This window comes from Variovorax sp. PBL-E5 (genome assembly GCF_901827185.1).
In the GTDB taxonomy this organism is placed as follows: Bacteria; Pseudomonadota; Gammaproteobacteria; order Burkholderiales; family Burkholderiaceae_C; genus Variovorax.
Genome location: NZ_LR594672.1, coordinates 536,636 through 559,412 on the forward strand (window position 1 = coordinate 536,636; position 22,777 = coordinate 559,412).

At 63.2% G+C, this 22,777-nt stretch carries 21 protein-coding genes; 9 read left to right on the forward strand and 12 right to left on the reverse strand.

All coding sequences use genetic code 11. The features are described 5' to 3' along the window. Positions 1 to 85: 85 nt before the first annotated feature. Complete coding sequence (locus WDLP6_RS30400) at positions 86 to 1,939, reverse strand: AAA family ATPase (RefSeq protein WP_162570963.1); 1,854 nt, start codon at positions 1,937 to 1,939, stop codon at positions 86 to 88. Positions 1,940 to 2,240: 301 nt separating this feature from the next. Here WDLP6_RS30400 and WDLP6_RS30405 point away from each other — a divergent pair, with 301 nt between their 5' ends. After that, the gene (locus tag WDLP6_RS30405; RefSeq protein ID WP_232077603.1) at positions 2,241 to 3,113 is read left to right on the forward strand and encodes a hypothetical protein; all 873 of its coding nucleotides are present in this window, start codon (positions 2,241 to 2,243) and stop codon (positions 3,111 to 3,113) included. Between the two features lie 102 nt (positions 3,114 to 3,215). Here the strand turns inward: WDLP6_RS30405 and WDLP6_RS30410 are convergent, their stop codons facing one another. Continuing rightward, positions 3,216 to 4,232: an AI-2E family transporter gene (locus WDLP6_RS30410; protein WP_162570965.1), complete on the reverse strand. Its 1,017-nt coding sequence runs from the start codon at positions 4,230 to 4,232 to the stop codon at positions 3,216 to 3,218. Positions 4,233 to 4,471: 239 nt separating this feature from the next. On the opposite strand from WDLP6_RS30410, the gene trpS reads away from it, so the two are divergent. Both trpS and WDLP6_RS30420 read left to right on the forward strand, forming a co-directional pair. Further along, positions 4,472 to 5,503: a tryptophan--tRNA ligase gene (trpS, locus tag WDLP6_RS30415; RefSeq protein WP_162570966.1), complete on the forward strand. Its 1,032-nt coding sequence runs from the start codon at positions 4,472 to 4,474 to the stop codon at positions 5,501 to 5,503. A 143-nt stretch (positions 5,504 to 5,646) separates the two neighbouring features. Beyond that, positions 5,647 to 6,363, forward strand: a complete 717-nt coding sequence (locus tag WDLP6_RS30420) for an ATP-binding cassette domain-containing protein (RefSeq protein WP_162570967.1) — start codon at positions 5,647 to 5,649, stop codon at positions 6,361 to 6,363. Between the two features lie 121 nt (positions 6,364 to 6,484). Here WDLP6_RS30420 and WDLP6_RS30425 read toward each other — a convergent pair whose 3' ends face one another. The 5 genes from WDLP6_RS30425 to WDLP6_RS30445 form a co-directional block, all read right to left on the reverse strand. Further along, positions 6,485 to 6,775: a hypothetical protein gene (locus tag WDLP6_RS30425; protein ID WP_162570968.1), complete on the reverse strand. Its 291-nt coding sequence runs from the start codon at positions 6,773 to 6,775 to the stop codon at positions 6,485 to 6,487. Positions 6,776 to 6,869: 94 nt separating this feature from the next. Next, complete coding sequence (locus WDLP6_RS30430) at positions 6,870 to 8,492, reverse strand: hypothetical protein (protein ID WP_162570969.1); 1,623 nt, start codon at positions 8,490 to 8,492, stop codon at positions 6,870 to 6,872. 270 nt (positions 8,493 to 8,762) lie between these two features. Further along, positions 8,763 to 9,824: a glyoxalase superfamily protein gene (locus tag WDLP6_RS30435; protein WP_162570970.1), complete on the reverse strand. Its 1,062-nt coding sequence runs from the start codon at positions 9,822 to 9,824 to the stop codon at positions 8,763 to 8,765. A gap of 314 nt (positions 9,825 to 10,138) precedes the next feature. Further along, entirely contained in the window at positions 10,139 to 10,861 is a 723-nt protein-coding gene (locus WDLP6_RS30440) for a hypothetical protein (protein WP_162570971.1), read from the reverse strand. A gap of 22 nt (positions 10,862 to 10,883) precedes the next feature. Continuing rightward, positions 10,884 to 11,252, reverse strand: coding sequence for a hypothetical protein (locus WDLP6_RS30445; protein WP_162570972.1), 369 nt, complete (start codon positions 11,250 to 11,252; stop codon positions 10,884 to 10,886). 190 nt (positions 11,253 to 11,442) lie between these two features. Between WDLP6_RS30445 and WDLP6_RS30450 the strand changes: the two genes are divergently transcribed. After that, entirely contained in the window at positions 11,443 to 12,648 is a 1,206-nt protein-coding gene (locus WDLP6_RS30450; protein WP_269475013.1) for an RNA-guided endonuclease InsQ/TnpB family protein, read from the forward strand. A gap of 105 nt (positions 12,649 to 12,753) precedes the next feature. On the opposite strand, the gene WDLP6_RS30455 is transcribed toward WDLP6_RS30450, so the two are convergent. Beyond that, complete coding sequence (locus WDLP6_RS30455; RefSeq protein WP_162570973.1) at positions 12,754 to 13,596, reverse strand: prepilin peptidase; 843 nt, start codon at positions 13,594 to 13,596, stop codon at positions 12,754 to 12,756. 139 nt (positions 13,597 to 13,735) lie between these two features. Between WDLP6_RS30455 and WDLP6_RS30460 the strand changes: the two genes are divergently transcribed. Next, on the forward strand, positions 13,736 to 15,724 hold the full coding sequence (locus tag WDLP6_RS30460) for a beta strand repeat-containing protein (RefSeq protein WP_162570974.1): 1,989 nt from the start codon (positions 13,736 to 13,738) through the stop codon (positions 15,722 to 15,724). 175 nt (positions 15,725 to 15,899) lie between these two features. Here the strand turns inward: WDLP6_RS30460 and WDLP6_RS30465 are convergent, their stop codons facing one another. Both WDLP6_RS30465 and WDLP6_RS30470 read right to left on the reverse strand, forming a co-directional pair. Continuing rightward, on the reverse strand, positions 15,900 to 16,436 hold the full coding sequence (locus tag WDLP6_RS30465; RefSeq protein ID WP_162570975.1) for an outer membrane beta-barrel protein: 537 nt from the start codon (positions 16,434 to 16,436) through the stop codon (positions 15,900 to 15,902). Between the two features lie 196 nt (positions 16,437 to 16,632). Further along, positions 16,633 to 18,180, reverse strand: coding sequence for a hypothetical protein (locus WDLP6_RS30470; protein ID WP_162570976.1), 1,548 nt, complete (start codon positions 18,178 to 18,180; stop codon positions 16,633 to 16,635). Between the two features lie 135 nt (positions 18,181 to 18,315). Here WDLP6_RS30470 and WDLP6_RS30475 point away from each other — a divergent pair, with 135 nt between their 5' ends. Further along, positions 18,316 to 18,621, forward strand: a complete 306-nt coding sequence (locus WDLP6_RS30475) for a hypothetical protein (RefSeq protein ID WP_162570977.1) — start codon at positions 18,316 to 18,318, stop codon at positions 18,619 to 18,621. A 204-nt stretch (positions 18,622 to 18,825) separates the two neighbouring features. On the opposite strand, the gene WDLP6_RS30480 is transcribed toward WDLP6_RS30475, so the two are convergent. Both WDLP6_RS30480 and WDLP6_RS30485 read right to left on the reverse strand, forming a co-directional pair. Then, on the reverse strand, positions 18,826 to 19,422 hold the full coding sequence (locus tag WDLP6_RS30480) for an HAD family hydrolase (protein WP_162570978.1): 597 nt from the start codon (positions 19,420 to 19,422) through the stop codon (positions 18,826 to 18,828). A gap of 213 nt (positions 19,423 to 19,635) precedes the next feature. Next, positions 19,636 to 19,941 (reverse strand): hypothetical protein, encoded by a 306-nt coding sequence (locus tag WDLP6_RS30485; RefSeq protein WP_162570979.1) that lies wholly within the window; start codon positions 19,939 to 19,941, stop codon positions 19,636 to 19,638. 300 nt (positions 19,942 to 20,241) lie between these two features. Between WDLP6_RS30485 and WDLP6_RS30490 the strand changes: the two genes are divergently transcribed. From WDLP6_RS30490 to WDLP6_RS30500, 3 genes are all read left to right on the forward strand, one after another. Then, the gene (locus WDLP6_RS30490; protein WP_162570980.1) at positions 20,242 to 21,096 is read left to right on the forward strand and encodes an RNA ligase family protein; all 855 of its coding nucleotides are present in this window, start codon (positions 20,242 to 20,244) and stop codon (positions 21,094 to 21,096) included. A 110-nt stretch (positions 21,097 to 21,206) separates the two neighbouring features. Continuing rightward, the gene (locus WDLP6_RS30495) at positions 21,207 to 21,551 is read left to right on the forward strand and encodes a hypothetical protein (RefSeq protein ID WP_162570981.1); all 345 of its coding nucleotides are present in this window, start codon (positions 21,207 to 21,209) and stop codon (positions 21,549 to 21,551) included. Positions 21,552 to 21,574: 23 nt separating this feature from the next. Continuing rightward, positions 21,575 to 22,735, forward strand: coding sequence for an AAA family ATPase (locus WDLP6_RS30500; RefSeq protein WP_162570982.1), 1,161 nt, complete (start codon positions 21,575 to 21,577; stop codon positions 22,733 to 22,735). Positions 22,736 to 22,777: the final 42 nt, after the last annotated feature.

The window sequence follows — 22,777 nt, forward strand, 5'->3', positions numbered from 1 at the left end:
CCTTTTGGAGTTGACCTTCCTCGTGTAGCCAACTCGCCGGCGGGCTATATCGCAGAGCCCGCCGTTGCTCGGTCGACCTGCCCGACTATCGGGTCGCCCTGACCTGGCGGACCAGTTCAAGGACCCGGGTACCGTCAACGGTCTCGTCCCGCAGCAGTTCATCCGTCAGCGCATCCAAGGCGCCCCTGTACACACGAAGCAGCGCTTTTCCGGTCTCGCTGAGCGATTTCAGCAGGATGTCGGCCTGCCGCACCGCGGCGGTCACGTGTTGAGCCGCATGCTGAGCGGGGAGGGCCCCAAGGCTGAAGAGGGAGCCGTCGGCGCCGAACCCGTACCGACCAACCATGTCCAGCGCCAGCTTTGATGCCTCCTGCAGGTCATGGGACGCCCCGCTCGAGGCCTCCGCGAAGACCTCGAGCTCGGCATTCCGGCCGCCAAGCAGCATGACGATGTGGTTCTCCATGTCGCTGCGCAGCATGAGCGTCTTGTCTTCATCCTGCGTCACCAGGGTGACGCCGAGCGCCCCACCCCGCGGGAGGATGGTCACCTTCTCCACGTTCCCGTAACTCAGCACGGCTGCCGTAATGGCGTGTCCAGCCTCGTGGACGGCAATGTATGCCCGCTCCTCGTCACTCAAGGCGCGTTCGGCGCCGTTGAGCTCACCAATGCGCGTGGTCTCCACGGATTCCACAAAGTGGTGCATCTCTACGCCGCTGCTGGCGTGTCGGCCGGCAACAATCGCCGCGTGATTGACGATGTGGGCAATTGTCGCCGGGGACAAGCCTGTCGTCAGGCGGGCGAGCTGGTCCCAATCCATGGGGCCGTGCAGCTTCAGCTTCTTGCCGTACAGCTTGAAGATTTCAGCGCGGTCACGAACGTCCGGGTGCCTGACGGTCACGCGGCGGTCAAAGCGGCCTTCGCGTAGGAGTGCCTCGTCCAGGTTTTCCGCCAGGTTGGTGGCGCCGACCACAATGACGCCTTCGTTGGACGCAAAGCCGTCCATCTCGACCAGCACCTGGTTGATGATGCGGTTCGATTCGGACTCCACCGGGCCGGACCCGCTGCTCGTGCGCTTGGCGATGCCGTCGATTTCGTCGATGAAGAGGATGCAGGGGGCGTTCTTGCGAGCAAGCTCGAAGACACCTTTCACCTTCTGCACGCCTACGCCATAGAACTTCGAAGTGAACTCGCCGCCGTTGATGGCGATGAAGCTCGCCCCGCATTCGCCGGCTAGGGCCTTGGCCAGCAGCGTTTTGCCCACGCCAGGCCCGCCTAGCGCCAGCACGCCGCAGGGTGGGCGCCCGCCAAGGGCCGAGAACCGTTTGGGGTCCTTGAGGTAGGCGACCACGTCCTTGAGCGCGTTCTTGGCCTCCATGGCACCAATCACGTCATCGAATCGAATTCCCGTGGGCTGCTCGACAAGGGTTGCATTCCCGCCAAGCTCCTTGCGCACCAGGAAGACAAGGCCCCCGATGAGGAGCAACGGCAGCAGCAGACCGGCCACGTCGCGCGCGGTCCCGAGCCATGCACCCTCCACGTCGGGCGAGCCTACCTTGGAGTTGGGCAGCACGACCAGCTGGAACGGCTTTTTCTCGGGGTTTTTTGCCTCGCCGACCGCCAGAGCCGCGAACGAGCCCCGACCGTCGACCACGAAGTACTTTTCCCCGGAGGTCGTGGCGACCAGGATACCGCTTCCGGCGATACCCACCGCGGAGACCTTGTCTGCGCGGAGGTCGCTCAGAAGCTCCGAGCCGTCCTTCTCGACCTTGGACCATTCCTCGGGGGCTGCCCGCATCTGCTGCGCTACGCCGGTGAGCTCGGGGGCCTTCGGTTCATCCTTCTTGAGGAAATAGGCCGAGGTGGCGGCTACCGCGGCAAGGGCAAGGCCGAGAGCGACATTGCGAAGGAGAGAGCGGACTGGTTTCGAAAGTGGCTTCATGGAGCAGGGGCCTGGGTGAGGCCAACCTGTAGCCAGCGCGTTTATGCCGCAGGGCAATATGCGCTTTAGACCGGCCCTGCCGGCCTCGGCCGCGCCGAACCAAGGAATTTCGTTGCGCGAACGCACTGGATACTTCAGTATTCGGCTCGGCAGGAGTGCGTGCGCCCGCCAACTGGACGGCAGGAGTGGTTTCGACCAGCCAGCGGCGCGCTGTCCAGCCTTAGCACGCAACGACTACTGCGACAGACAAGGATGGAGGTGGCGTATGGCAACTGGCCCCAGAACAGGCCTTGACGAGTTCATGGACGACGTAAAGCGCGTCCGGAAAATGGCCTTTGTGGCCGCGGGCGGGCTGCTGGCTATTCCCCTGGGGGTTGGTCTCGCGGGCTTCAGCCCGCCCTGGCCGCCTGGACCAGGTCTCACCGTCATGACCTCGCTCGTGGAACTTGTGGTCCTCGTCGTGGTGTTCCAGTTACTCCATAGGGCGGAACGCTCCACGGCGAACAAAGTCGTTGTGGCGTCGGCGGTGCTGGTCTTTCTCTTCAGCATCCTCCACCTCGTGCTCAATGCCGCCTTCGTCTACCCGATACCGAACAACGACAACCGGGTCGTCATGGGCTGTGGCCTCACTGACAATGCCAGGCTGATTCTCAAGGGCGACGGGCAGACCCCAACGGACGAGTGTCCAGGCGAGTTCACTCAACTGCTGTCTGCCTCACAGTACGAACCCGAGAAAATATGGACGCGGTTCTCCCTCACAGGCATAAAGGCCGCGCTGGTACTTACCTGGCTGGGCGCCTTTGCCTCGCTTGCATCAATGGTCGGGGTATTTGTATCGTTTCAGCGGAGGCAGCCGGCACAGCCCGAAGGGCCGCCCGCTCCTACAGAACCGCCCGAGACCGGGGACACCGCTAAGCCCAAGGTACCAAGACCGGCGAAAAGGAAAGCGCCGAGGGCAGCCAAGCCCGAAACGGTTGCGCCGCAGGCTTCCGGGACGTCAAACAAGCCCGAGAGCACGGCGCGACCCGTACCGGACAAGCCCAACCCCGCCACCGCCGCAGCGATGGCGGAAGCTCGGGAGTCAGGCCGCGAGCGCTTCGAGACACCTGAAGGTCTTTTTGATGCGCTCGAAAGCGGGCCCGGCCCCAAAGAAAATGCACGCAAGCCTTCCTAGAAGCTCTTCGTTCACCAAGCAGTTCCACAAGGATTGGACCAGCCTGACCCTCTCTGGATGGCACGACATGAGCCGGCCGAAGGAGGCGACGTTGACCGGCGCCTAAGGCTTGGCTGCCGCGCGCAGGTAGTGAAACAGCACTGTCATCAAGAAGGGCCCCACGAATAGGCCGATGATGCCCATCGTCGACACCCCGCCAAGCAGCCCAAAAAGTACTGCCAGGAAGGGGAGCTCCACCGACGCGCCGATGATGCGTGGGCGAACGAACTTGTCGACAAGGAACAGCTCCACAGTCCCCCAAAGCGCGAGTCCGAGCGCCGCGGCGGTGCTGCCTTTTGCAAGCAAGACGAGGCTCACCGTGATGAAGGAGAGCGGAGCGCCCCCTGGAATCAGGGCAAGATAGCCGGTCAGGACGGCCAAGAGGACCGGCATCGGAGCGCCGGCGATGGCGTAGGCGATGCCCAGCACCACGCCCTCGAGGAGGGCAACGGAGCCTAGGCCCAGCGCGGTTCCGCGCAGGGACAGGGGAAGCAGGCGACGTACGACCGCATATTCGGCAGGCAGCAGCTTGGCTCCAGCGGCGTCGAGATGCTTCACGATGACCGAGGCGTTCAGCTGGAAGACCACGAAGGTCAGCAGGCTCAGCAGGATGTAAAACGCATTGGCTGCAAGGCCGGCGCCTATCCCGCCCAGCTTGCCGGTGGCGTTGAGCACCGAGGTGCCGGACACCTGGCTGACCATCTCGAGCAGAGCGCCAGGCGCAGACAGATGCGCACCCCACCAGGCGGCCGCCTGCCCGCCAAAGAGGGGAAGACGCTGCAGCCAGTCCGGAGAAGGCAGCCCCGTGGCATTCAATTGATGGACGTACCGCGAGGCGGCCGCGACTTCAGGGCTCAGCGCATCGATGACCGCGAGCGCTGGCAACCCGAAACCCAGCAACAGGCCCATGCCGACTGTGGCCACTGCACCACCATTCGAAAAGCCACGCCGTTCGAGCTTTTGGACGAGGGGCCAGGTTGCGATGGCGAGCACGCCGCCCCAGGCGAGCGACGGGAGAAAGTGCTGAAGCTGGTACAGCAAAGCGACCAGAAGGGCGGTGGACAGGCAAAAGCGTTTCATGATGGCTCCGAGAGTGGCCACCCCTGTAGCCAGCGCGCTTTAGCTTTCGGCTCGGGCATCTAAAACGCTTTGCTATAATGCTTATCATGAATCGCAAGTCCCTCATCGCTTTTTCCTGGTGGCACGGCTAACCCCGGCGGCCACATCCTTGCGTTTTCTTCTCTGTGATGCCGCCAGCTTTGGCGGCATTTCTGTCTCGACCTTTGCTGGCGGCGTCCGACCACTTTCGGAGCTTTCCAATGCAAACGTCTTCTTCTGTTCCTTCTCTCCCGTCCCGGACAGTCGTCCTCACAGGTGACCGGCCCACAGGCCCACTCCACCTGGGTCACTACGTCGGTTCCCTGCGTGCACGCGTCGAGCTGCAGCACACGGCAGACCAGTTCATCCTGCTGGCAGATATGCAGGCGCTGACGGACAACTTCGCCGACCCCCAAAAGGTCACGCGCAACGTGCTCGAGGTGGCGCTCGACTACCTGGCTGTCGGCATCGACCCGGCGAGGTCGACCATCTTCATCCAATCCCAAGTGCCCGAGCTGGCGGAGCTCAACATGCTGCTGCTCAACCTCGTTACGGTTTCTCGCCTCGAGCGTAATCCGACCATCCGTCGGGAAATCAACCTGCGAGGCTTTGAGCGCGACATTCCGGCGGGCTTTCTGACGTACCCTGTCAGCCAAGCAGCAGACATTACCGCCTTTAAAGCGACCGTGGTCCCCGTGGGAGACGACCAGCTGCCGATGATTGAGCAGACCAACGAGTTGGTGCACCGCATGAACGCCATTGCCGGCAAGGAGGTGCTGCTCGAGTGCAGGGCCATGCTTTCGAGCGTGAGCCGACTGCCCGGCATCGACGGCAAGGCCAAGATGAGCAAGTCGCTTGGCAACAGCATCGCGATTGGCGCCAGCCCGGCGGAAATCAGCGCCGCCGTCAAGAAGATGTTTACCGACCCAAACCACCTGCGCGTCGAGGACCCAGGTCAGGTCGAGGGAAACGTGGTGTTCTCGTTTCTCGACGCCTTTGAGCCCGACCAAGCCGCCCTGGTCGAGCTCAAGGCGCACTACCGGCGCGGCGGCCTTGGAGACGGTGTTCTCAAGAAGCGCCTGGACGCGCTTCTGCAGGATGCGCTCGCACCCATTCGCGCGCGCCGAGAAGCTCTGGCGACAGACCGCGGCGCTGTACTTGAGGTTCTGCGTCAGGGTACGGAGGCTGCCCGCGCGAGGGCAGCGCTGACGCTGGGGGAGGTGAAGCGCGCGCTGGGCTTGTCGTACTTCTGAACGCCCGCGGCCTTATATACGATTGGAAGGCTGGACAGCGCCGGGCTTAAAAGCTAAAATGCATCTTCACACACCAGCGCCTCTATAACACAACGCTGCCCCAGCGCGGCACGCCCTCCGAAAACAAGAAAGATTTTAAATCCATGGCCCGAGTTGCGCGCAAGCAAGCTGCCCCCAAGACCTGCCCGCCGCTGGCTGAACTCCTGCAAGAGGTGTCCGAGTCGGTCTACTTCAACGGCGAAAGCCCGCTCCGCCTGAACACCGATGCGGTCCGCGCAGACTGCCCGCTGCACCTGGTCATCGGAGACAACGGCGCCGGCAAGAGCTTCCTTGTCCAGGTCCTGAGCGCCTACGCGCGGTCCGACGACTGCACGCCCCTCCAGATTTCGATGGCTTACCGCACGCGAGCAGGTATCGAGCGGGCCTTCATGTACGGCTCGGACGAGGACCATAGCACCGGCCTCAACAGCATCGGCGTCGTCAGGCGCGCTATCAGCTCCATGCAAGGCTGGGGCTCGAAGGCGCACATCGCCCTTTTCGACGAGCCAGACACGGGCCTATCGGACCGCTATGCCCATCCGTTGGGAGCGCTCATCGCCCAGTTTGCGACCGCGCCGGCGGATGGCACAAAGGGCGTTCTCATCATCACGCACAGCCGAGCTTTGGTGCGAGGCGCCCTGGGCGTCCTCGAGCAAGGTGGGCACGAGCCATCAGTCGCATTCGTAGGAAGCCGCTACTCGTCGCTTGACCAGTTCCTGGGAGAGACGGCGCCGGCCACCGTCGAGGAGATGCTCGAGGTCGAAGGTAGTGCACATACGACCTGGCGGTGCATCTCCAAAATGCTCGAGCCCCGGAAATAGCGGGCAGGCTGAGCACAAGCGGGATTGGCATGTTCAGGGTCGAGGGCGTGGACGCCTAAGACGTGGTGGGCCAACAAAGAAACCTTCGCGGGGCATGTGCTCCGCGAAGGCTTTTGCTCAATCAGGTCTTCGAGTCTGCCTCCGGCGGCGTGGGCTCGAACGAGCCGTCTCGCCAATCTCGCACCAGCCCCTGCATCTGGTCACCCATTGCGTTGAATCGTTCGACAAGGTCGATGGTCAGGCACAGCGCCTGCATCAGGTCATGGTACGACATGTCCGAAACCCGAAGCGCGGGTGCGCCTGGCGCGCAAAACTGGTACTCGGTCGGGTCGAGCCTCGTCTCCAGGTAATCGGGGCGCAGCTCCGCCGGAACTGCTTTTGCGGGCAGGGCATCGATGATTTTTGTAGGCATACAGGTCTTTCGCGTTGTGGTCCTGCTGCGGTGTAGCGAGCGAGGCCGCCCGGTTGGGCGGCTTGAGCGACAGGGCAGGGCTCGCGTGCCCGAGCTAGAGCTGGGCCGGAGCAATCCGAACGAGCAAGGTCAGCCCATCCCGGTATGGAAAGTCCTGATGCTCGAAGATGTCCTTGCCTGTCCGCAAGATGAAGCTGCGAGCAAAAGTAGCGGAAACCGCCATTCCCAGCTTACCGAGGACTTGCACGAACTCGTCTACCTCAGCCGCGTAGGCTTGATGCGGCGCATCTTGCCAGTCCCCTCCAATTCTCGTCGTGCCGTTGGCGATGCTCTTGCCCATCTCCCAGACGTTCGCAAAGTTTTCGATGGCGTTCTCGATAGCACGGGCGACGTCAGGTGTGGCGCCAGCAGGCCGGCCGAACTTGATGCTGTCGGCAGCGCAGTAGTAGGCCCGCAACGCTTCACCCGACGCGACCCTGATGAACTCTGACGGCGCCGGCGTAACGAAAAGCCGGCTGGGGTCCTCCAGCTTGAGGAACTTCGCCAATCTTGGCAGCAGCGGGCTCGGGAGCAGGCCCGTCAGCGCCGGAACATCTTCATCGATTGAGGCGGCGAACTGCGGCCACCCGAGGCCTCGCTGCGCAAAGGCTTGCTCGACGAATCGAAGGTCGACGGAAGCAAGCGATGCACTCGGAGTGCGCAGCCCCAGGAGCCGCTTCCCGCCACGGGTAGGCGGGGCCTCCTTGAAAATCCTACGCGCGCGCTGGTAACGGCGAAACAAGCTCGCGGCCTGTTCGACACCTAGGGGACGGCGCGACCCGCCGACTCCAACCATACCCTTGCGGACCTCGTACACGTGCCATGTCAGTGCCTCAGCGCCGCACAGCCACGTCTGGCCATCGAACACCACGTCCCCGTGAAGCGGCTGGCCGTATCGCGCATCCGAGCGACGCGAGTGCTCAATCTCCAGCCAGCAGCCCAACTCGTCCCCCCGGGCGAACTCCGCGCCACCGCGCAGCACAACCAGCTCAGCGTTGCCGATGTCGTCGAAGGAGAGCAGGCTATCGTCCGCTCGCGAAATGCGTAGGTAGGCTGAAAGTGCGGCGAAGCCGTCGAGGATGGCGTCGTTTTCGACAAACCTCCGAAGTCCCTCCAGGGCCGTAGCGGCACCGTCCAGCCAGTGGGCGACTCCCTCGGCCGCCACCACCTCCAGCAGCACCGTCTCGCCTGCACGTTCGTGCCCCCGTGGCTCGAGCGCAGACAGGACCAGAGTGCCATCCACCAGGCCGACCCAGTAGACCTTTGTCGGGTCCGCCTCTGCCCAGCGAGTGATGCAGGCTTGCATCAGCAGCTTGACTGAAGCCCAGTCCTCGTACAGCTCGCCGTCGGCGGCACCAAGCTGGCGGCAGAGAAGCCGGGGTGCCACGGCATTGTGAATAGGCAGCAGGTGCCAGCTCGGCTTGCCGAGGACACGGGCAATCGCCTGCTGTGCGTGGGTCAGCTTGAGCTTGATGTTCCTGGCCGCAAACTTCTGCTGCAACCAACGAGCCAACTCCTTCGCGTCGACATCGGTCGGGGGAGGAAGCCCTTCGAGCAGTTCCGCGGCAAGCGCTGGCGTGAACCAAGGCTTTTCGCGACGAACGAATTCCCAAAGCGCGAGTGCACGGGGGTCGGTGGACGGGAGCGCGGGATTAAACGCGCGCGATTGAACGCTCATGGTCAACTCCATCGAAGAGCTCGTCGAATGAGCGGCGCGCGTTACCCAGGCTCTTCAATAGAAAACCAGGCAATGGTGTGGAAAACGAATTCTGACGCTGCTTTTTGCCGTGCCGGACACGGTCCGGTGCGCGCACTGACGGGGCAACTATCCCGAGGTCCCAACGAACCGTAAGGGAATGATACCGAGCCCCGTGCTGCCTCGTCAAGGAGCCGGCATGCGGTCGCACAAGAAAAAGCCGCCCTGGGTAGGGCGGCTTGTGAATGTCGACTAGCGGCGGGTCTTCAGAACCAGCCGTTCGTAGGCCGTCTTGGCCCGAGCGCGAAGTTCGGAGGCCAGTTGGGCAACGCAATATCCGTCGTACGGGCCGTTGAGCGTGAAGAGTTCCGACACATTCTGCCGCAGGAACGTCTCGGCGTTTTTGTTCTGTTCCCGCAGAGTGGCCTTGGCAAGCGCCTCCATCACCTTCGAAATCACCGAGGGCGTTCCCGCTTCGTCACCTTCGTCGGCAAAGAGGCGGTTGAAGACTTGGCGATAGGCCTGCATTTCCAGGTCGACGTCTTCAGCAGGTTTCACCGCGCCGGTTGTTCCGGCATCGCTCGTATGCTGCAGCGCTTCAATTTCCCACTTGGTGAGCGCGAAGCCAATGACGGCTGCGGCTTTCTCAAGGAGGGCCTTTGTCTTTGGCAGACTCCGGGTCTCCGTCAGCGTGATGCCTTCCTCGGCAAAGTACGTCCGGTAGGCGGCCAAGAGGACGTCGCGCACCGGAAGCTCGTCTTCATCCTCGAGCCATGGAAGGTCGTCATCCTCGGGGTCGCCTTCGTAGTCCTCGGGCAACAGCACAAGGGCTGACTCAGGAACGATTTTGCAATCGCCGTTCAGCCAAAGCGTTTCTCCCTTGGCATTACGCTCCGTGTGTTGCTCATCCCAGGAAAGTTCGGTTTCCCCGTCGCCTTGGAAGTCCAGCCCGTCTTTGCGGCGCGTAGCGGATGCAGCGCTGCAGGTGCCCGGCACCAATTCGCAGGCACCAATGAGCTCCATGAAGGAGCCGTGCACCGGCTTGCCGTCTTCGCCCGGCTTCACGAAGTCGAACTGGCCCGTGTTCTTGAGCGGGTACTTCCGCTCGACGGGCTTCGCTGCGGCAGCGCGCAGAGGACTGTCATCCGGAAGCTTTGCCTCCAGCTCGTTCCAGCTCTTGTGGCCAAGCGCCTTGGCCAGGATGGTCAGGCACTCGCTGTGGCTCAGTTCGGAAGCTGGCTTGGTGAAGCCCTTGAGTTCGCGGCGCAGAGCGCTCACGGTGGTCTTGGCTTGTTTCTTGGTCTCGAAATACATGGTGTGTTTCCTTGGGGGCCTCGCTGGCCCTGAAAAACGCTGCAGCGCAATTGCTGCACGGTGTTTGCATTGCCAAGCGAGGCCCCGGATTCACGGGATAGATTTCGCATTGGTTGTCCTCAAAAGTCTTCGCCATACCTGCGGGAGCAGGCGCAAACGGCAGGCGACTTCACGGCCTTGCGCCGTATAGGCAAGGGAGGATGTCGACCTATAGCCCTGCGGGCTCAGGCCGGCCACGAGGAGGCCGGGCGTGCCGTCAACAATGAAAACGCCCAGGCTGGTAAAGCCTGGGCGGAATGAGCGGGCAGGGCCCGTCAGATGGAGATGACCGGAAGGCCCTCGGGTCGAGTTGTCCGTTCGTACCAGTAGTGGCCGATGAACCCGTCCTCAGCCAAGACCTGCGCGATTCGCGGATTCGCGGCATGCTCTTCGTCGGATACAGGACGGACCAGCTTGAAGACCGAGCTTCCGCGACGGACGTACGCTGGTGCTTCCGCCGAAGTGGTGGAAAGCAGCACCTCCGGTACCGGTCGCCGGTCCTTGAAGAGGTTCACGCTCTGCACGAGCATGAACCCAGGCGTGAGCGGTTCGACCTGGATGCCGAACCTCTCGCTGAAGTCCATCCCGTAGAAGCAAAAAACTTCTTCTGGGTAGAGGTCCGCCTCGGGGTCCGAGATGTGCACCTGCTCGCAGGGCAGGCGGCTGCGAAGGTACGCAACCAGCTGCTCGAAGGCGGCCGCATCGGTCACCCAGCGCCGGTGGTGGTCTCGTAGGCCGCGGCCTGCATCTTGGACGATGCAAACCGGCTTGCCGTCAAACCAGAGCGTGTGCATCTGGGCGGACCGCTCACCGTCGAAGTATTCGAACATGAGTTGTCGCACGTCGAAGCGCTTTTCGAGGTCGAGCGTCTCGAGGAACTCGGTTGTGCAGTTGCTGTCGAGGTCCTGAATCTCCGGCAGCCACTGGCCGCTGAGAACCCAGGTGGTATGAAGCACTGGCTTCGTTGGGAGGAGGTAGACCTCCTTGAGCTTGAGCATTCTCATCAGGGGAACGACCTGCTCAGACCGAGACAGCAGCCAACATTGTCTTCAGACGCTCGACTTCAGCTCGCGCGTCCTTCAGCTCTTGGTGGAGGCGGATGACCTCCTGGCGCGCCTTGCGGTCGCCGCGGTGGGTCATGAAGAAGTGCTCCGCGTACTCCTCGGTGGCCGGAGACCATTGAGCGATGGAAGCGGAGATGGCTGTGCGATTGTCGAGCTCGACCAGCGCGCGGACGTAGGCACGCGATTCCAGTGCCCTGGCCGCATGCTCGTCTGGGGTTTCCTTCACCAGGCCCAAGCGGGCGAGAAGGCCGGTCGCCAGCATGCGCTGTGCATTGGCGGCAATGGCCAAGACCGAACGCGTAGCGGTGGGATTGACGGTATTCATGGATTGGTTACTCCTTGGGTTGAACAGATTTCCTGCCCCGTATAGGGATACCGACGCTCCGACGACGCACCGGGAGCAGCGCAGCGCCCCGTCCTTTAGGGCGGGGAGTGAATGGCGGTTGTTTGCAGCCGAAGGCGTTGCCCTATCTAAAAAGCGGCGATACACTGGATGAAACAACAGTGCCTCCTCGGTGTCCCTTCCCAGCTCTCCCCCGCTTTCGACCCGTGTCCTTCGGCTTCGGCTGAAGGACAAGCATGCGGCCGTGCTGCGCGCTATGGCGCGCGACGTGAACCAGGTCTGGAACTACTGCAACGACCTCGGCCAGCAGGTGCTGCGCCGCGAAGGTCGCTTCATGAGCGGGTTCGACTTTCAGAAGTACCTCAACGGCGCAAGCAAAGCGGGCCTGCTCGTGGGCTCTGCGGTGTTCCAGCAGGTCGCTGAGGAGTTCGCCACGCGCCGGCGGCAGTTCAAGAAGGCGCGCCTGCGCTGGCGTATCTCCGACCCTAAGCGCGCGAACCGGAGCCTAGGGTGGATTCCTTTCAAGGCTCGCTCGCTGCGCTACAAGGGCGGGCAGGTGGCCTTCCAGGGCCACCTTCTGAGCCTGTGGGACAGCTACGGTCTCGCCGGCCACGAACTCGGGGCCGGCAGCATCAGCGAGGACGCGCGCGGACGCTGGTACCTGAACGTCACGGTCCAGGTGCAGCCGAAGGCCAAGCCGTCGCCCGAGGGCCTCAAAGGGGCCCTTGGAGCCGACCTGGGGCTCAAGAGTCATATGACCGACTCGGCGGGGACCTCGGTGGACGCCCAGCGCTTCTATCGCGACCTCGAGTCGAAGATTGCCAGCGCGCAGCGCGCTGGCAAGGCGCACCGGGTGCGTGCGCTGCACGCCAAGGTCGCCAATCGCAGGAAGGATTTCCTGCACAAGCTCTCCACCGCCCAGGCCCGCGGCCATGCGGCGGTCTTCGTCGGCGACGTCAATGCCGCTACCCTCGCGAAGACCCGAATGGCGAAATCCGTGCACGACGCGGGCTGGAGCAGCTACCGAACCATGCTCAAGTACAAGTGCGATGACGCAGGTGCTTGGTTCGCGGAGGTCGACGAATCCTTCTCCACCCAGGACTGCAACATCTGCGGCACCCGGGCCGGCCCCAAGGGCCGAGCAGGGCTCGCGGTGCGGCAATGGACCTGCCCCTGTTGCGGCGCGTCCCACGACCGCGATGTGAACGCGGCGCGCAACATCCTTGCGCGTGGGCTTGTTTGGTTGGAGAAGACGTTTTCCGCTGCGGATTCGCGCTCGACGAAGAGTGCGGCCGCAGTGAATAAGGTGCCTGGCCCTTCAGGGCTAGGTGCCGCGGCCGGGCATGGCCGTCCAGCAGGGGGAATCCCCGTCCTTTAGGGCGGGGAGGATGTCAATCACAGGTGTTCCTTTCAGTTGTCCTGCAAGGTGTAGCGCAGCGCCGGCAGCGCGAGGAAATCGGCGCACGCCGCCCCTCGCGGCGGGTCAACCGAATGCGGCGTAGGGGATGGGCAGCCGGCCAGAGCGCTGCAGCGCGAAGATGATGACGCCGCCCAGGGCCAACCACTGGCCGAACGCCAGGCGGACCTGTCCATCCAGCTTCTGGCGGTTGGCGGCTAAAGCTGCGAACAGCGCAAGCGGGCACGCCGTGGCCAATGTCTGAACGACCCCGAAGGGCCCGACGAACGTGCCGATTGCCAGCAAGAGCCAGGCATCGCCCCCGCCGATGCCGTCGACGCCACGCCAAGCCTTGAAGGCGGCCCCGGTGACTCCTAGAAGGCCGTAGCCCGCCAGGGCGCCGTAGATGGCCAGCGTCGGCGAAATGAACCAGGACTGCGTGGCCGCAACCAGGCCAAGGGCAGCCAAAGGGTGGACCAGCGCGTCGGGCAGCAGCTGGTGCTCGATGTCGATGACGGCAGCCCAGAGAAGCAAAAGGGCCGCCACGCCGACGAGGGCAGCCTGAGCCGTGAATCCGAGCCAGGCAACGCTGCCCGCACCAGTTGCGGCGCCGGCGAGCTCGAGTGCAAGGTAACGCGGAGAGATGAGACGGTGGCAAGCCCGGCACTTGCCCCGCAGGAGTAGCCAGCTGACCACCGGGAGGTTGTCATACCAGGCAATCCGCACGCCGCAGGCTGGGCAATGGGACCGCTTTGCTCGCAGCATGGGTGCGTCATCGTCCACAGGCAGGCCCAGCTCCTCCTGTGCCCCCTGTCGCCACTCCAGCAAGAGCTTTCGCGGCAGGCGGTAGACGACGCTGTTGCCAAAGCTTCCCAGCACCAGGCCGAAAAGCATTCCCAGGGAGATGAACAGGTGGATGGAGCTGAGCATGCGTCCGTCTAGTAGCTCCCTTTAGCCTGCCGGCCCTGGGAAAGGCTCGCAAGCCCAGACAACCCGCGAGCCACCCATACCCGGAATAAGACGGTCCCTATACGAAAGCATCCGTCTAGCCCCACCTAAGGTTGCCCCAATGTCAAACCGCACGTCCCGTAGACTCGTCACCGCCCTGCTTGCGGTGTCCCTGGCCGTCCAATCGGTCGCAGCTGCCGCCGCGGGCGCACAGTTCTCATACCGTGTCCCGCTCAAGACGATGAACGTCATTCCGGATTACGTTCCCGCGACCGGCGCCATCACCAGTCTGACCGCGGACCCGCCAACTGTGGTCGCGGGCTCCTCGGGCGTGGTAACTCTCACGGCCAGCGTCGCGGATTCCAACGGAAGGCCGGCAATTGATGGCGAAACCGTCGCATGGGCCACGTCCGGCGGCGACTTGGGGGCCGGCTCCGCCACTGTCGGCGGGGCCGCCGTGATTACGCTTGCGCCGCCCACGGTAGCAGGTCCCGTCACGGTCAGCGCACTTCTCAACTCGAGCGGGGCTTCGCTTTCGACGGTGGTCGACGTTATCGCTGATGAGGTCAGCGCCAAGGTCGCCCAGGTTTCCGCGCCGGGAGGCACTCTTCCGGCCAACGGCTCGGCCCAGGCGCTCATCACTGCTTCCGTCACAGACGATTACGGCAATCCTCTCGGTGCTGGCATCCCAGTGACCTGGTCGACCGACATCGGCACCCTGACCGGGACCAGCAGCTCGACCGACGCGAACGGGATGGCCGCAACGCACCTGACCGCCCCGACCACGGTCGGCATCGCCACGGTGCGCGCCCTGGCAGCCAATAGCGGAGATGCAGGCAAGACTGCGGGCGTCTCCTTCATCGCGGACGCCGCGACCTCGAAGGTGGTGTCTGTCACGGCCGACAGGACCTTCATGACCGCAAACGGCAGCGCAACCGCGACCCTTTCGGCGCTCTTGCGTGACGCAAATGGCAACCTCGCGCCGGCTGGCACCTCGGTGAGCTGGGGAGCCACACTAGGGAACCTCGCCCCGGCGACTTCCTCAACTGACGCAGCAGGTCGCGCCACTGCCGTTCTTACGGCGGGCACCGTCAGCGGGACCTCGACGGTCACCGCCAGGGGCGCTTCAGGCGACGCAGGAAAGACGCAGTCGATTTCATTGGACGCAGACGCGACGACGGCTCGGGTGGTTTCGCTGAGCACCAACGCGACAACCGCAGTGGCAAACGGGGCGCCCGCGGCGACTTTGTCCGCTGCCGTGCTGGACGCCCACGGCAACCGGGTGACTGGGGCAACCGTCGATTGGACGACCACCCTGGGCAGCATTGCCGCGAGCTCCACTACCGGTGGAGACGGTATCGCCCACGCAGTGCTGAACGGCAGCACCGTTGCTGGCGCAGCGACCGTTCGGGCAAAAACCCGCGCAGGGGGCGATGCTGGCCAAACCCAGACCGTCACCTTCTCGGGCGACGCTGCGACTGCTCGCGTTACCGCGATGAGCAGCAATGCCTACACGGCCGTTGCCAACGGAGCGCCGGCCGTGACGCTCTCGGCTACGCTGAAGGATGCCAACGGCAACCTCCTGCCAGGCGCCATCGCCAATTGGACGACGAGCCTCGGCACCATTGCCGCGACCACCGCTGCAGGCGCAGACGGCGTGACCTACGCTGTGCTGTATGCAGGCGTTGCAGCCGGCACGGCAACGGTTCGCGTCAAGGGCGCAGCGGCAGATGCTGGCCAAGCAACATACATCAGCCTTATCGGTGACGTGACCACGGCGCGCCCGGTTCAGGTTGTCGCGAGCCCGTCTTGGGTCTGCGGCTCGGTCTATCCGGACAACATCACCACCACGCTCTACGCAGTAATGCGCGATGCGAACGGCAACGTGGTGGTCGGGGCGCCTGTGACCTGGGCAGTGGACCGTGGCTCTCTTGGCGTTGGCCAATGGGGCGTCTCATACTCGGATGCGAATGGCACCGCCGTCTCGACGCTCACGTCATCCCCGGAGTGGCAGGTGTACGCAACCGCCACTGCCTATGGCGCCGCAGGCCAGATGCCCGTCAACGTGTACTACGAATACTGCAAGCCCGCAGGGGGTGGCGGCAAGTAACGTCTACTGCCAATGCCCCTCTCGCAGAAATGCGAGGGGGGCATTTTTCTTTTTCTGGCGGAATGGGGCAGACTTTCTCCGTGGTCTGCGTTCGTGGCAGCCGAGCCGCAAGGAAAAACCCCCGGTGCAAGGCCGGGGGCTTCAGGGCAGCAGGGTTAGCTGCAGCGTTGGTTTGTCAGAACGACGCCTTGATGCCAGCGCTGAGGTTGTACAGGTCCGCTCGCGAGTCGCCGAAGTTCGGCACGTACTGGAGCTCGGTGCGCAGCGCAAAGGTCGCATTCAGCTTGTACTCCGCGCCGACTCCGAAGAGCGGAGCGTTGCGGTGAAAGCGACGGCCCTCGACTTCGCTGGCCGTGTCGGCAATACCGAGGCGACCGAATGCGGTCACACCGCGGTACGACGGGGCAAAGCCGAGCACGCTGGCGGAGAGCATCGAGTTCTGCGCGAAGCCGACGCCATCGCGCTGCTCGATGTCGCCCAGCCGCGCATAGCCGATTTCCGCTGCGACGTGGGGGTTGAACTGGTAGCCGCCGTAGATGGTCGCGCCCACGTCACCGGCCTTGATGCCGAAGGCAGTCTTGTCGCTCAGGCGGTAGTGCGAATAGTCGAGGCCCGCGCCGGCGTAGAAGTTGTCGAGAGCCGGAGCCGCATGAGCTGCGCCACCGAGGGTTGCAGCTGCGAGGAGAGCGAGTGCGAGGAGGGATTTCTTCATTTCATTGCCCCTGACGGGGTGTAGTTGAGGGATATGCGGTCCCGCGGACGGGTTAGCGCTGTTACGTGTAGGGAGGCGTCTGCTACGGCACCCAGCAGCTGCATCTCAGCGACTTTTGGCGGACAAGAAAAAGGACCGGCATGACGCCGGTCCTGAAGAAGTGAGCAGGGGCCGCTGCGGGCTGCCCGCGGTTCGCCTAGAGGTCCAAGGGGTCAGGCGTGCTGAGATAGGTCTCATGACACTTTACTGTGAGTAGGTCCAGGTTGATGGTCACAAACTGGCCCTCCTGAAAAGCCTCCATTGCGTCATCCACCACAAGCACGCGGCAAGAGGTCTCGCGCGCGACTGTCGCCAAGTGGGCGAGCTTGCCTCCAACGGCGCTCACCACCGCGCCGCGACCGCCCTTGCAGGCAGACAGCATCGCGAGTTCGTAGTCGACGCCAGCATAGGGCACCACTGCAATCGAGCCTTCCGGCACCGCCTCGTTTGGCTTGGGGAACACGACCTGGCCAAAGACGGTGCCGTCTCCTGCGAGTCGAACACAGTCATGTCCTTCAGCACGGCCAAGGCCTGTCGCAAACCGCCAGGCGGCTCTGTTGACAGGATGGTCCATGTCGTACGCAGCCCTCAAGGGCAAGCCCGCGCCCAGCCACCAGTCCGTGTGCATGGGGTTATCTCCCCCCATTTTCATGCCGGTAGGGCTCACTGGGCGCCATTTGGGGAGCGCCTCGTGGGTGTCCATGGTCGCATGCCTTGATGCCCAGTTGAGAAAGGGGGCTGCAGGCACCTTGACCAATCGGTCGCCAGCTTCGTCGCGCACAAGCAAGTCGAGGTATCCGCCGAACTTCGGGGCCTGTTGACCAATTCGAAGGCGTAGAACCTCCAGCTCGTAGTCCTCCTCCGCCGCCTTAGCTGGCGGGCGGGTCTGAAAAAACATTCCGCGCTTCTTGCCCGGTGACCCTCCGCTTTCGACTTCCGCCTCTTCCTGGACCTTGGCTTGGCCAATGCTGTCCGCCAGTTCGGTGAGCCGGTCGAGAATCGCTTGCGTTGGCTGGTCGAGGAGCTCGTCTGAGCCTCGGCTACCGTAGACCACGCCATCTCGAATGGCATCTTCGTAAAACTCCCAGCACTTCGGCTCGAAGTACGCGTTTTCCGCTTCTTCGCTGTCGCCGATGCGGCTGAGGTCGCGGTGCTCGCGGTAGGCGGCCAAAGCTTCCTTCGGCTCATTGAAGGTGGGAACCCAGAATGCGGGGCCCTGGACCCGCTTGAAGAGCGCTGCTGTCTCCTGGAGGTTGAAGAACACCAGGTCCGACTCGCGGCTGTACATGTGGTACTTGGCCCGCAGCACCCGGTATTCGTCGAGCGTCACGCACTCGTTGCCCATGCGCTCGAGGTGCTCTCTCGCGTAGGCCTTGTCGGCGCGTCCGAAGCCCGCGATGTACGCGTAGGGCTGGTAGAACTCGCCGCGTGAGCGGTAGATGCCTGCGGTCTGCCAGGCGGCGGTGCCGAGATAGCGCTTCAGGCGGGTATCGTTCGGGTCCTGGGGGCCATCGCACATTCCATCCTCGTCGGTGGAAATAGAGCGCTCGCCCTTCAAGATGGCGACAGCCATATCGAGGGTCATTCCCTCCAGGCCTTCCATGAGGAAGGAGAGGGCGCCGCGCCAGTCGTCGGAAAGTACCAGGTCCCGGGCGTGTTCGACCACGAAGCCCGGCTCGACTGAGAAAAACAGTTCTTTGGTCATGCTTGATGTTTGGAGTTGTCCTGACGTTGTCTAGCGAAATGCAGCAGGACCGTGGGCCTGCTGGGGACCGGGGCGGTGCGCGCGCCTCCCTATAGGTCGTTGATTCCAAATCCTTGGAGGTAAAAGGACAACAACATGAGTACACAACAACTGAACGACAGGCGCACGGCAGAAGCAAACGCCGCATTTCAGGCCTACGACTTCGGAACCGCCGTCGTCGAGTCCGCCGACGGCTGGAACCGCAGCCTTCCCGGGACGGAGATGGTTAGAACGATTTACCTGGCGCCAGAGAAGGACGGCGAGCCGACCGAGCGCGCTTACTTCACCGTCCGGTTCTCGGGGCTGGACACTTCGCTCATCAGCGAGGCCTATGCCATTACGGTGAAGGGCGGCATCTTCGGTACCGAGGGCGCACGGGCTGACGCACTGGCCACGGCCTGAGCGATGGGATGATTCTTTGAGAGCGGGCCCCCTTTGGCGGCCCGCTTCTTTTTTTGCCGAACGCTAGCTTGCCTATCCGAACGTGTCTGCGTCATGGCAGTGGGACAACAGCGTTGGCACCGGCATCCAGGTTCCCTGAACGCACCTAAGCGAAAGCCCCTCGGCAACGGCCAGAGGGGCTTTTCTGTGCTCCAGGACGACGGCTCAAGGCCCCAGCAGTCGCGTCACCAGTTCATCCAGGCCTTGAATCGCCGGTAGGGCCGGGTGCCGGCCGAAGCGGTCAACGAGAACGAAGTCCATGCCGGCCGCGGCAGCACCTCCTCCATCGCTTGATACGCTGTCTCCAACCACGATACAGTCCTTCGGCAGGATGCCAAAGGCCGCCGCGGGTCCGAAGAACATTTGCGCGTCAGGCTTGAGCAGGCCCGTGTCGAAGCTGAAGTTCCAGTAGTCAACCATGTCCGCCAGCAGCAACTTTGCCTGGCCATACGGCTTGGCCAGGTTGGAGCTGACGAGGATGAGATATCCCGCCGCCTTGAGCTGCACGAGTGCGTCGCGAACCTCATGGAAGAGCTTGATGCGATGAACCTCAGCCTCGAGCTCTGCCGTCACCTCGCGAAGTGCTTCAGGTGAGAGCACGCTGCCAATCTTCTTCGCCATCCGGCCCGGCGAGGCGTTCGACGTCATTACAAGCTCGCGCGCGTCCGAGGCAGTCGCGCCTGCCAGCAGCTGGCGATAGGGATGGGCAGGGTGGTCGATGTAAACGAGCGTACCGAACAAATCAAAAATGATTGCTTTCAAGGGGAACTCCAGCTGTAACGTTGAGCCAGCCCACCTCGAGTGAATTGCCACCGGCAGGCTTACTCTCCGTCTAGCTAGCGCCCTCCACCCTGGCGGCGTGAATGCGAAAACTCGCTGGACGCGAACCACCCTGCGGGGATTAAAAGGCTGACGGCCAAACGGAGAAAGGCCACCCGGAGGCGGCCTTTTGCGGCGTGCGCTCTGCCGAGGCGCTTACGGGGCCTTCTTTGCGGCCAGCTTCGCTTGAGCAGCCTTCAAAGCTTCGGGGCTCAGGCCAGGCGCCGACGGACCACCTGGCGGTTTCGGAGGGGCGGGCGCAACCACCTTCGGAATGATGGGCTGGCCCTTCTCGTCGAACTTCAGCTCCGGGGCGGGCGGCGGCGAACCGGGCGGCATCACGGGCTTGGCGACCTGGGACTTGGCAGCCGGGGCCTTTGCGGTTGCAGGCGCGGTATCGGTCTTCGAGCAGCCGGCGATTGCGGCAGCGACCAGGAGGACGGTGAGAGCGGTCTTTTTCATGGATACTCGTTGGGAATGATGTTGATGACGGGTGGCGGAAGACACCGCCTTGCCTTGTTTAGCGTTCTCGTTTAGCCAGGAGCATTTTAAGGGAGTCTTGCTTCCTATAAGGCAGAAGCCAATTCAATCTGCTCCCAAGCCGAGAGCCGCGGCGTGGCCCCTGCGAGTTGCGGTTTAGATGTGCAATTGACCGCGCGCTGTAAATCGTCTAAAATACAGCACGATTTAAGACGCGGAAACAAGCAGTTCCTCCGGGCACGCACGGTTCGCCAGCCGCGAAGTATTTGACAAGAGCCCGCCATGGAACAAGCCACCAAGTCCGCCATCATCAGCCTCGACATTCATAAGTACATGCGAACTCCCCACCTGGAAAGCTCCAGGCTGCAGGTGGGCGACGAGGGACATGGCCAGGTGCCCTATGCACAGCACAAGGGCAAGTACATCGTGCTCGAAGAAAAGCTCGACGGCGGCAACTGTGGCGTCAGCTTCAGCGCGGCCGGAGAGCTACTTTTGCAGTCCCGTGGACACTACCTCACTGGTGGCGGCCGCGAGCGCCAGTTCAACCTGTTCAAGCAGTGGGCAGTCGCACATGAGGGTTGGATGTTGGAGCGCCTTGAGGACCGCTACGTGATGTATGGTGAGTGGATGCACAAGAAGCACGCTATGTGGTACGACGCGCTTCCTCACTACTTCTGCGAATTTGACGTCCTCGACAAGGTGACGGGCAAGTTCCTCTCAACCGCCGCTCGCCGGCGCCTTCTCGCTGATGGCCCGGTGCTTTCTGTGCCCGTGCTTTACGACGGCATTGCACCTCCAAAGCTCTCCGATTTGTGGGTGCTGGTGAAGCCGTCGCTGGGGCGTACCTCGCAATGGCGAAGGGCGTTCGAGGCAATCGTCAAACGCGAGGGACTGGACGTCGAGAAGGCGTGGAAGCAATGCGACGGTTCAGACCGAGCCGAAGGACTCTACGGCAAGGTGGAAGAGGGTGACGAAACGGTCGACCGCTTCAAGCTGGTACGGCCTGACTTCGTGCAAGCCATCCTCGACTCGGAGAAGCACCATGCGGAGCAGCCTTTCATACCGAACCTGCTGCGGCCTGGTGTCGATATCTTCGCGCCGCGCCTGACGCACGGATGGAACGCTGAGCCATGGTAGCAAGAAGCCGTTGGCTACCGCCAGAGGACCAGCTGCTGCCTCGTGATGAGTTTAAGCGGCTCGTCTTCCTTCGCGCGGGTGGGAAGTGCGTTTTCTGCGACCAACCGGCCGTGGACGCGCACCACATCCTCGAGCGCAAGCTCTACCCCATCACGGGGGGCTATTTCCTGGGCAATGGCGCCGCGGTATGCGACGAACACCACTGGAAATGCGAGACCACGGAGTTGACGGTCGAAGAGGTGAGGGAAGCTGCTGGAATCAAGGCGCCAGTACTTCCGGACGGTTTCGACCCCGCCGCGCGCTTTGACAAGTGGGGCAACATCGTCCTCGAGGACGGGATGCGCGAAGCGGGGCCGCTGGCCAAGGACGACGGCATGCGCCGGGCCCTGACGCAAGGGCGCTTCATTGGCCTGCTGCTACCCCTAACATCAAAGAACAAGTGCTTCGCGCCATGATTGGTCGAGGCGAGGAGAACCAAATGAACAAGTATGACGCCGCCATCCTCGCGGTCGGCCCTGCAGCTGGCCGAAGGGACATCGACTGGAAGGCAGTAGAGGACGCGTACCCCGAGTGGCGCAGCCTAGCCGAAACCCCTCAAGACAGGCACTATCACGCCGAAGGCGATTGCTGGACGCACACCAAAATGGTCTGCGAGGAGCTCGTGAACCTGGCGGATTTCCAGGCCTTGGACGCCCGGGGCCAGCAACGCATGTTTCTGGGTGCGCTGATGCACGACATTGCGAAGCCCGGCGTCACGAAGGTCGACGAGAACGGCCGCATCTCGAGCAAAGGCCACAGCAAGCGAGGCGAGGTGGACGCCCGAATTCGCCTCTGGCGAGCCGGCTACGACTTCTCGGACCGCGAGGCCGTTTGCCGCATGATTCGGTACCACCAGGAACCCTTCATCAGCTTGCGCAAGGCAAACGCCGCGTTCCTTGCTCACAAGTGGTCGCACGAAGTGAACCTGCGGGAGCTGGCCCTCTTGGCGGAGGCTGACGCGCGCGGCCGGCGCACCGACCCCGCAAGCGATTGGCAGAACACCATCGACAACGTCGAGCTGTTCCGCCTGCTCGCGCAAGAGCAGGAGTGCTACGGCCAACCACGGCACATGGCCGATGAGCACACTGCCGTCTCGTACTTCCGCAGGGAGGGCGAAATCAGCCCGGATTACCCTTTCTTCGCGCAGCCAGGCTCGGAAGTTATCGTGCTGTCTGGGCTTCCAGCGACCGGCAAGAACCACTGGCTCGACACGAACCACCCCGAGCTTCCTGTCGTCTCCTTCGACGACGCGCGCGAGGAGCTGGACTTGGCTCATGGCGAGAACGACGGCAAGGCCGCGCATTTCGCAGTCGACAAGGCGAAGGAGCTCTTGCGCCGGCGTGTTCCTTTCGCCTGGAACAGCACGCACTTAAGCGCCCAGATGCGGCAGAAGACCTTGGACCTGCTGTACGCGTACGACGCTCGTGTCCGCATTGTCTACCTCGAGCAGCCTGAGGACGTCCTGCTGAGCCGGAACAACAAGCGTGACTCGACACTGAGCAACAAGGCCCTGCTGGGCATGCTGTTTCGGTGGGAGGTGCCGCTGCCCACCGAGTCCCACCGGGTCGATTATCAACCAGGCACAGCAGCCCGCACCTAGGGGAACAGATGGGCCGTACAGTCATGAAGCTGAACGCCGCCT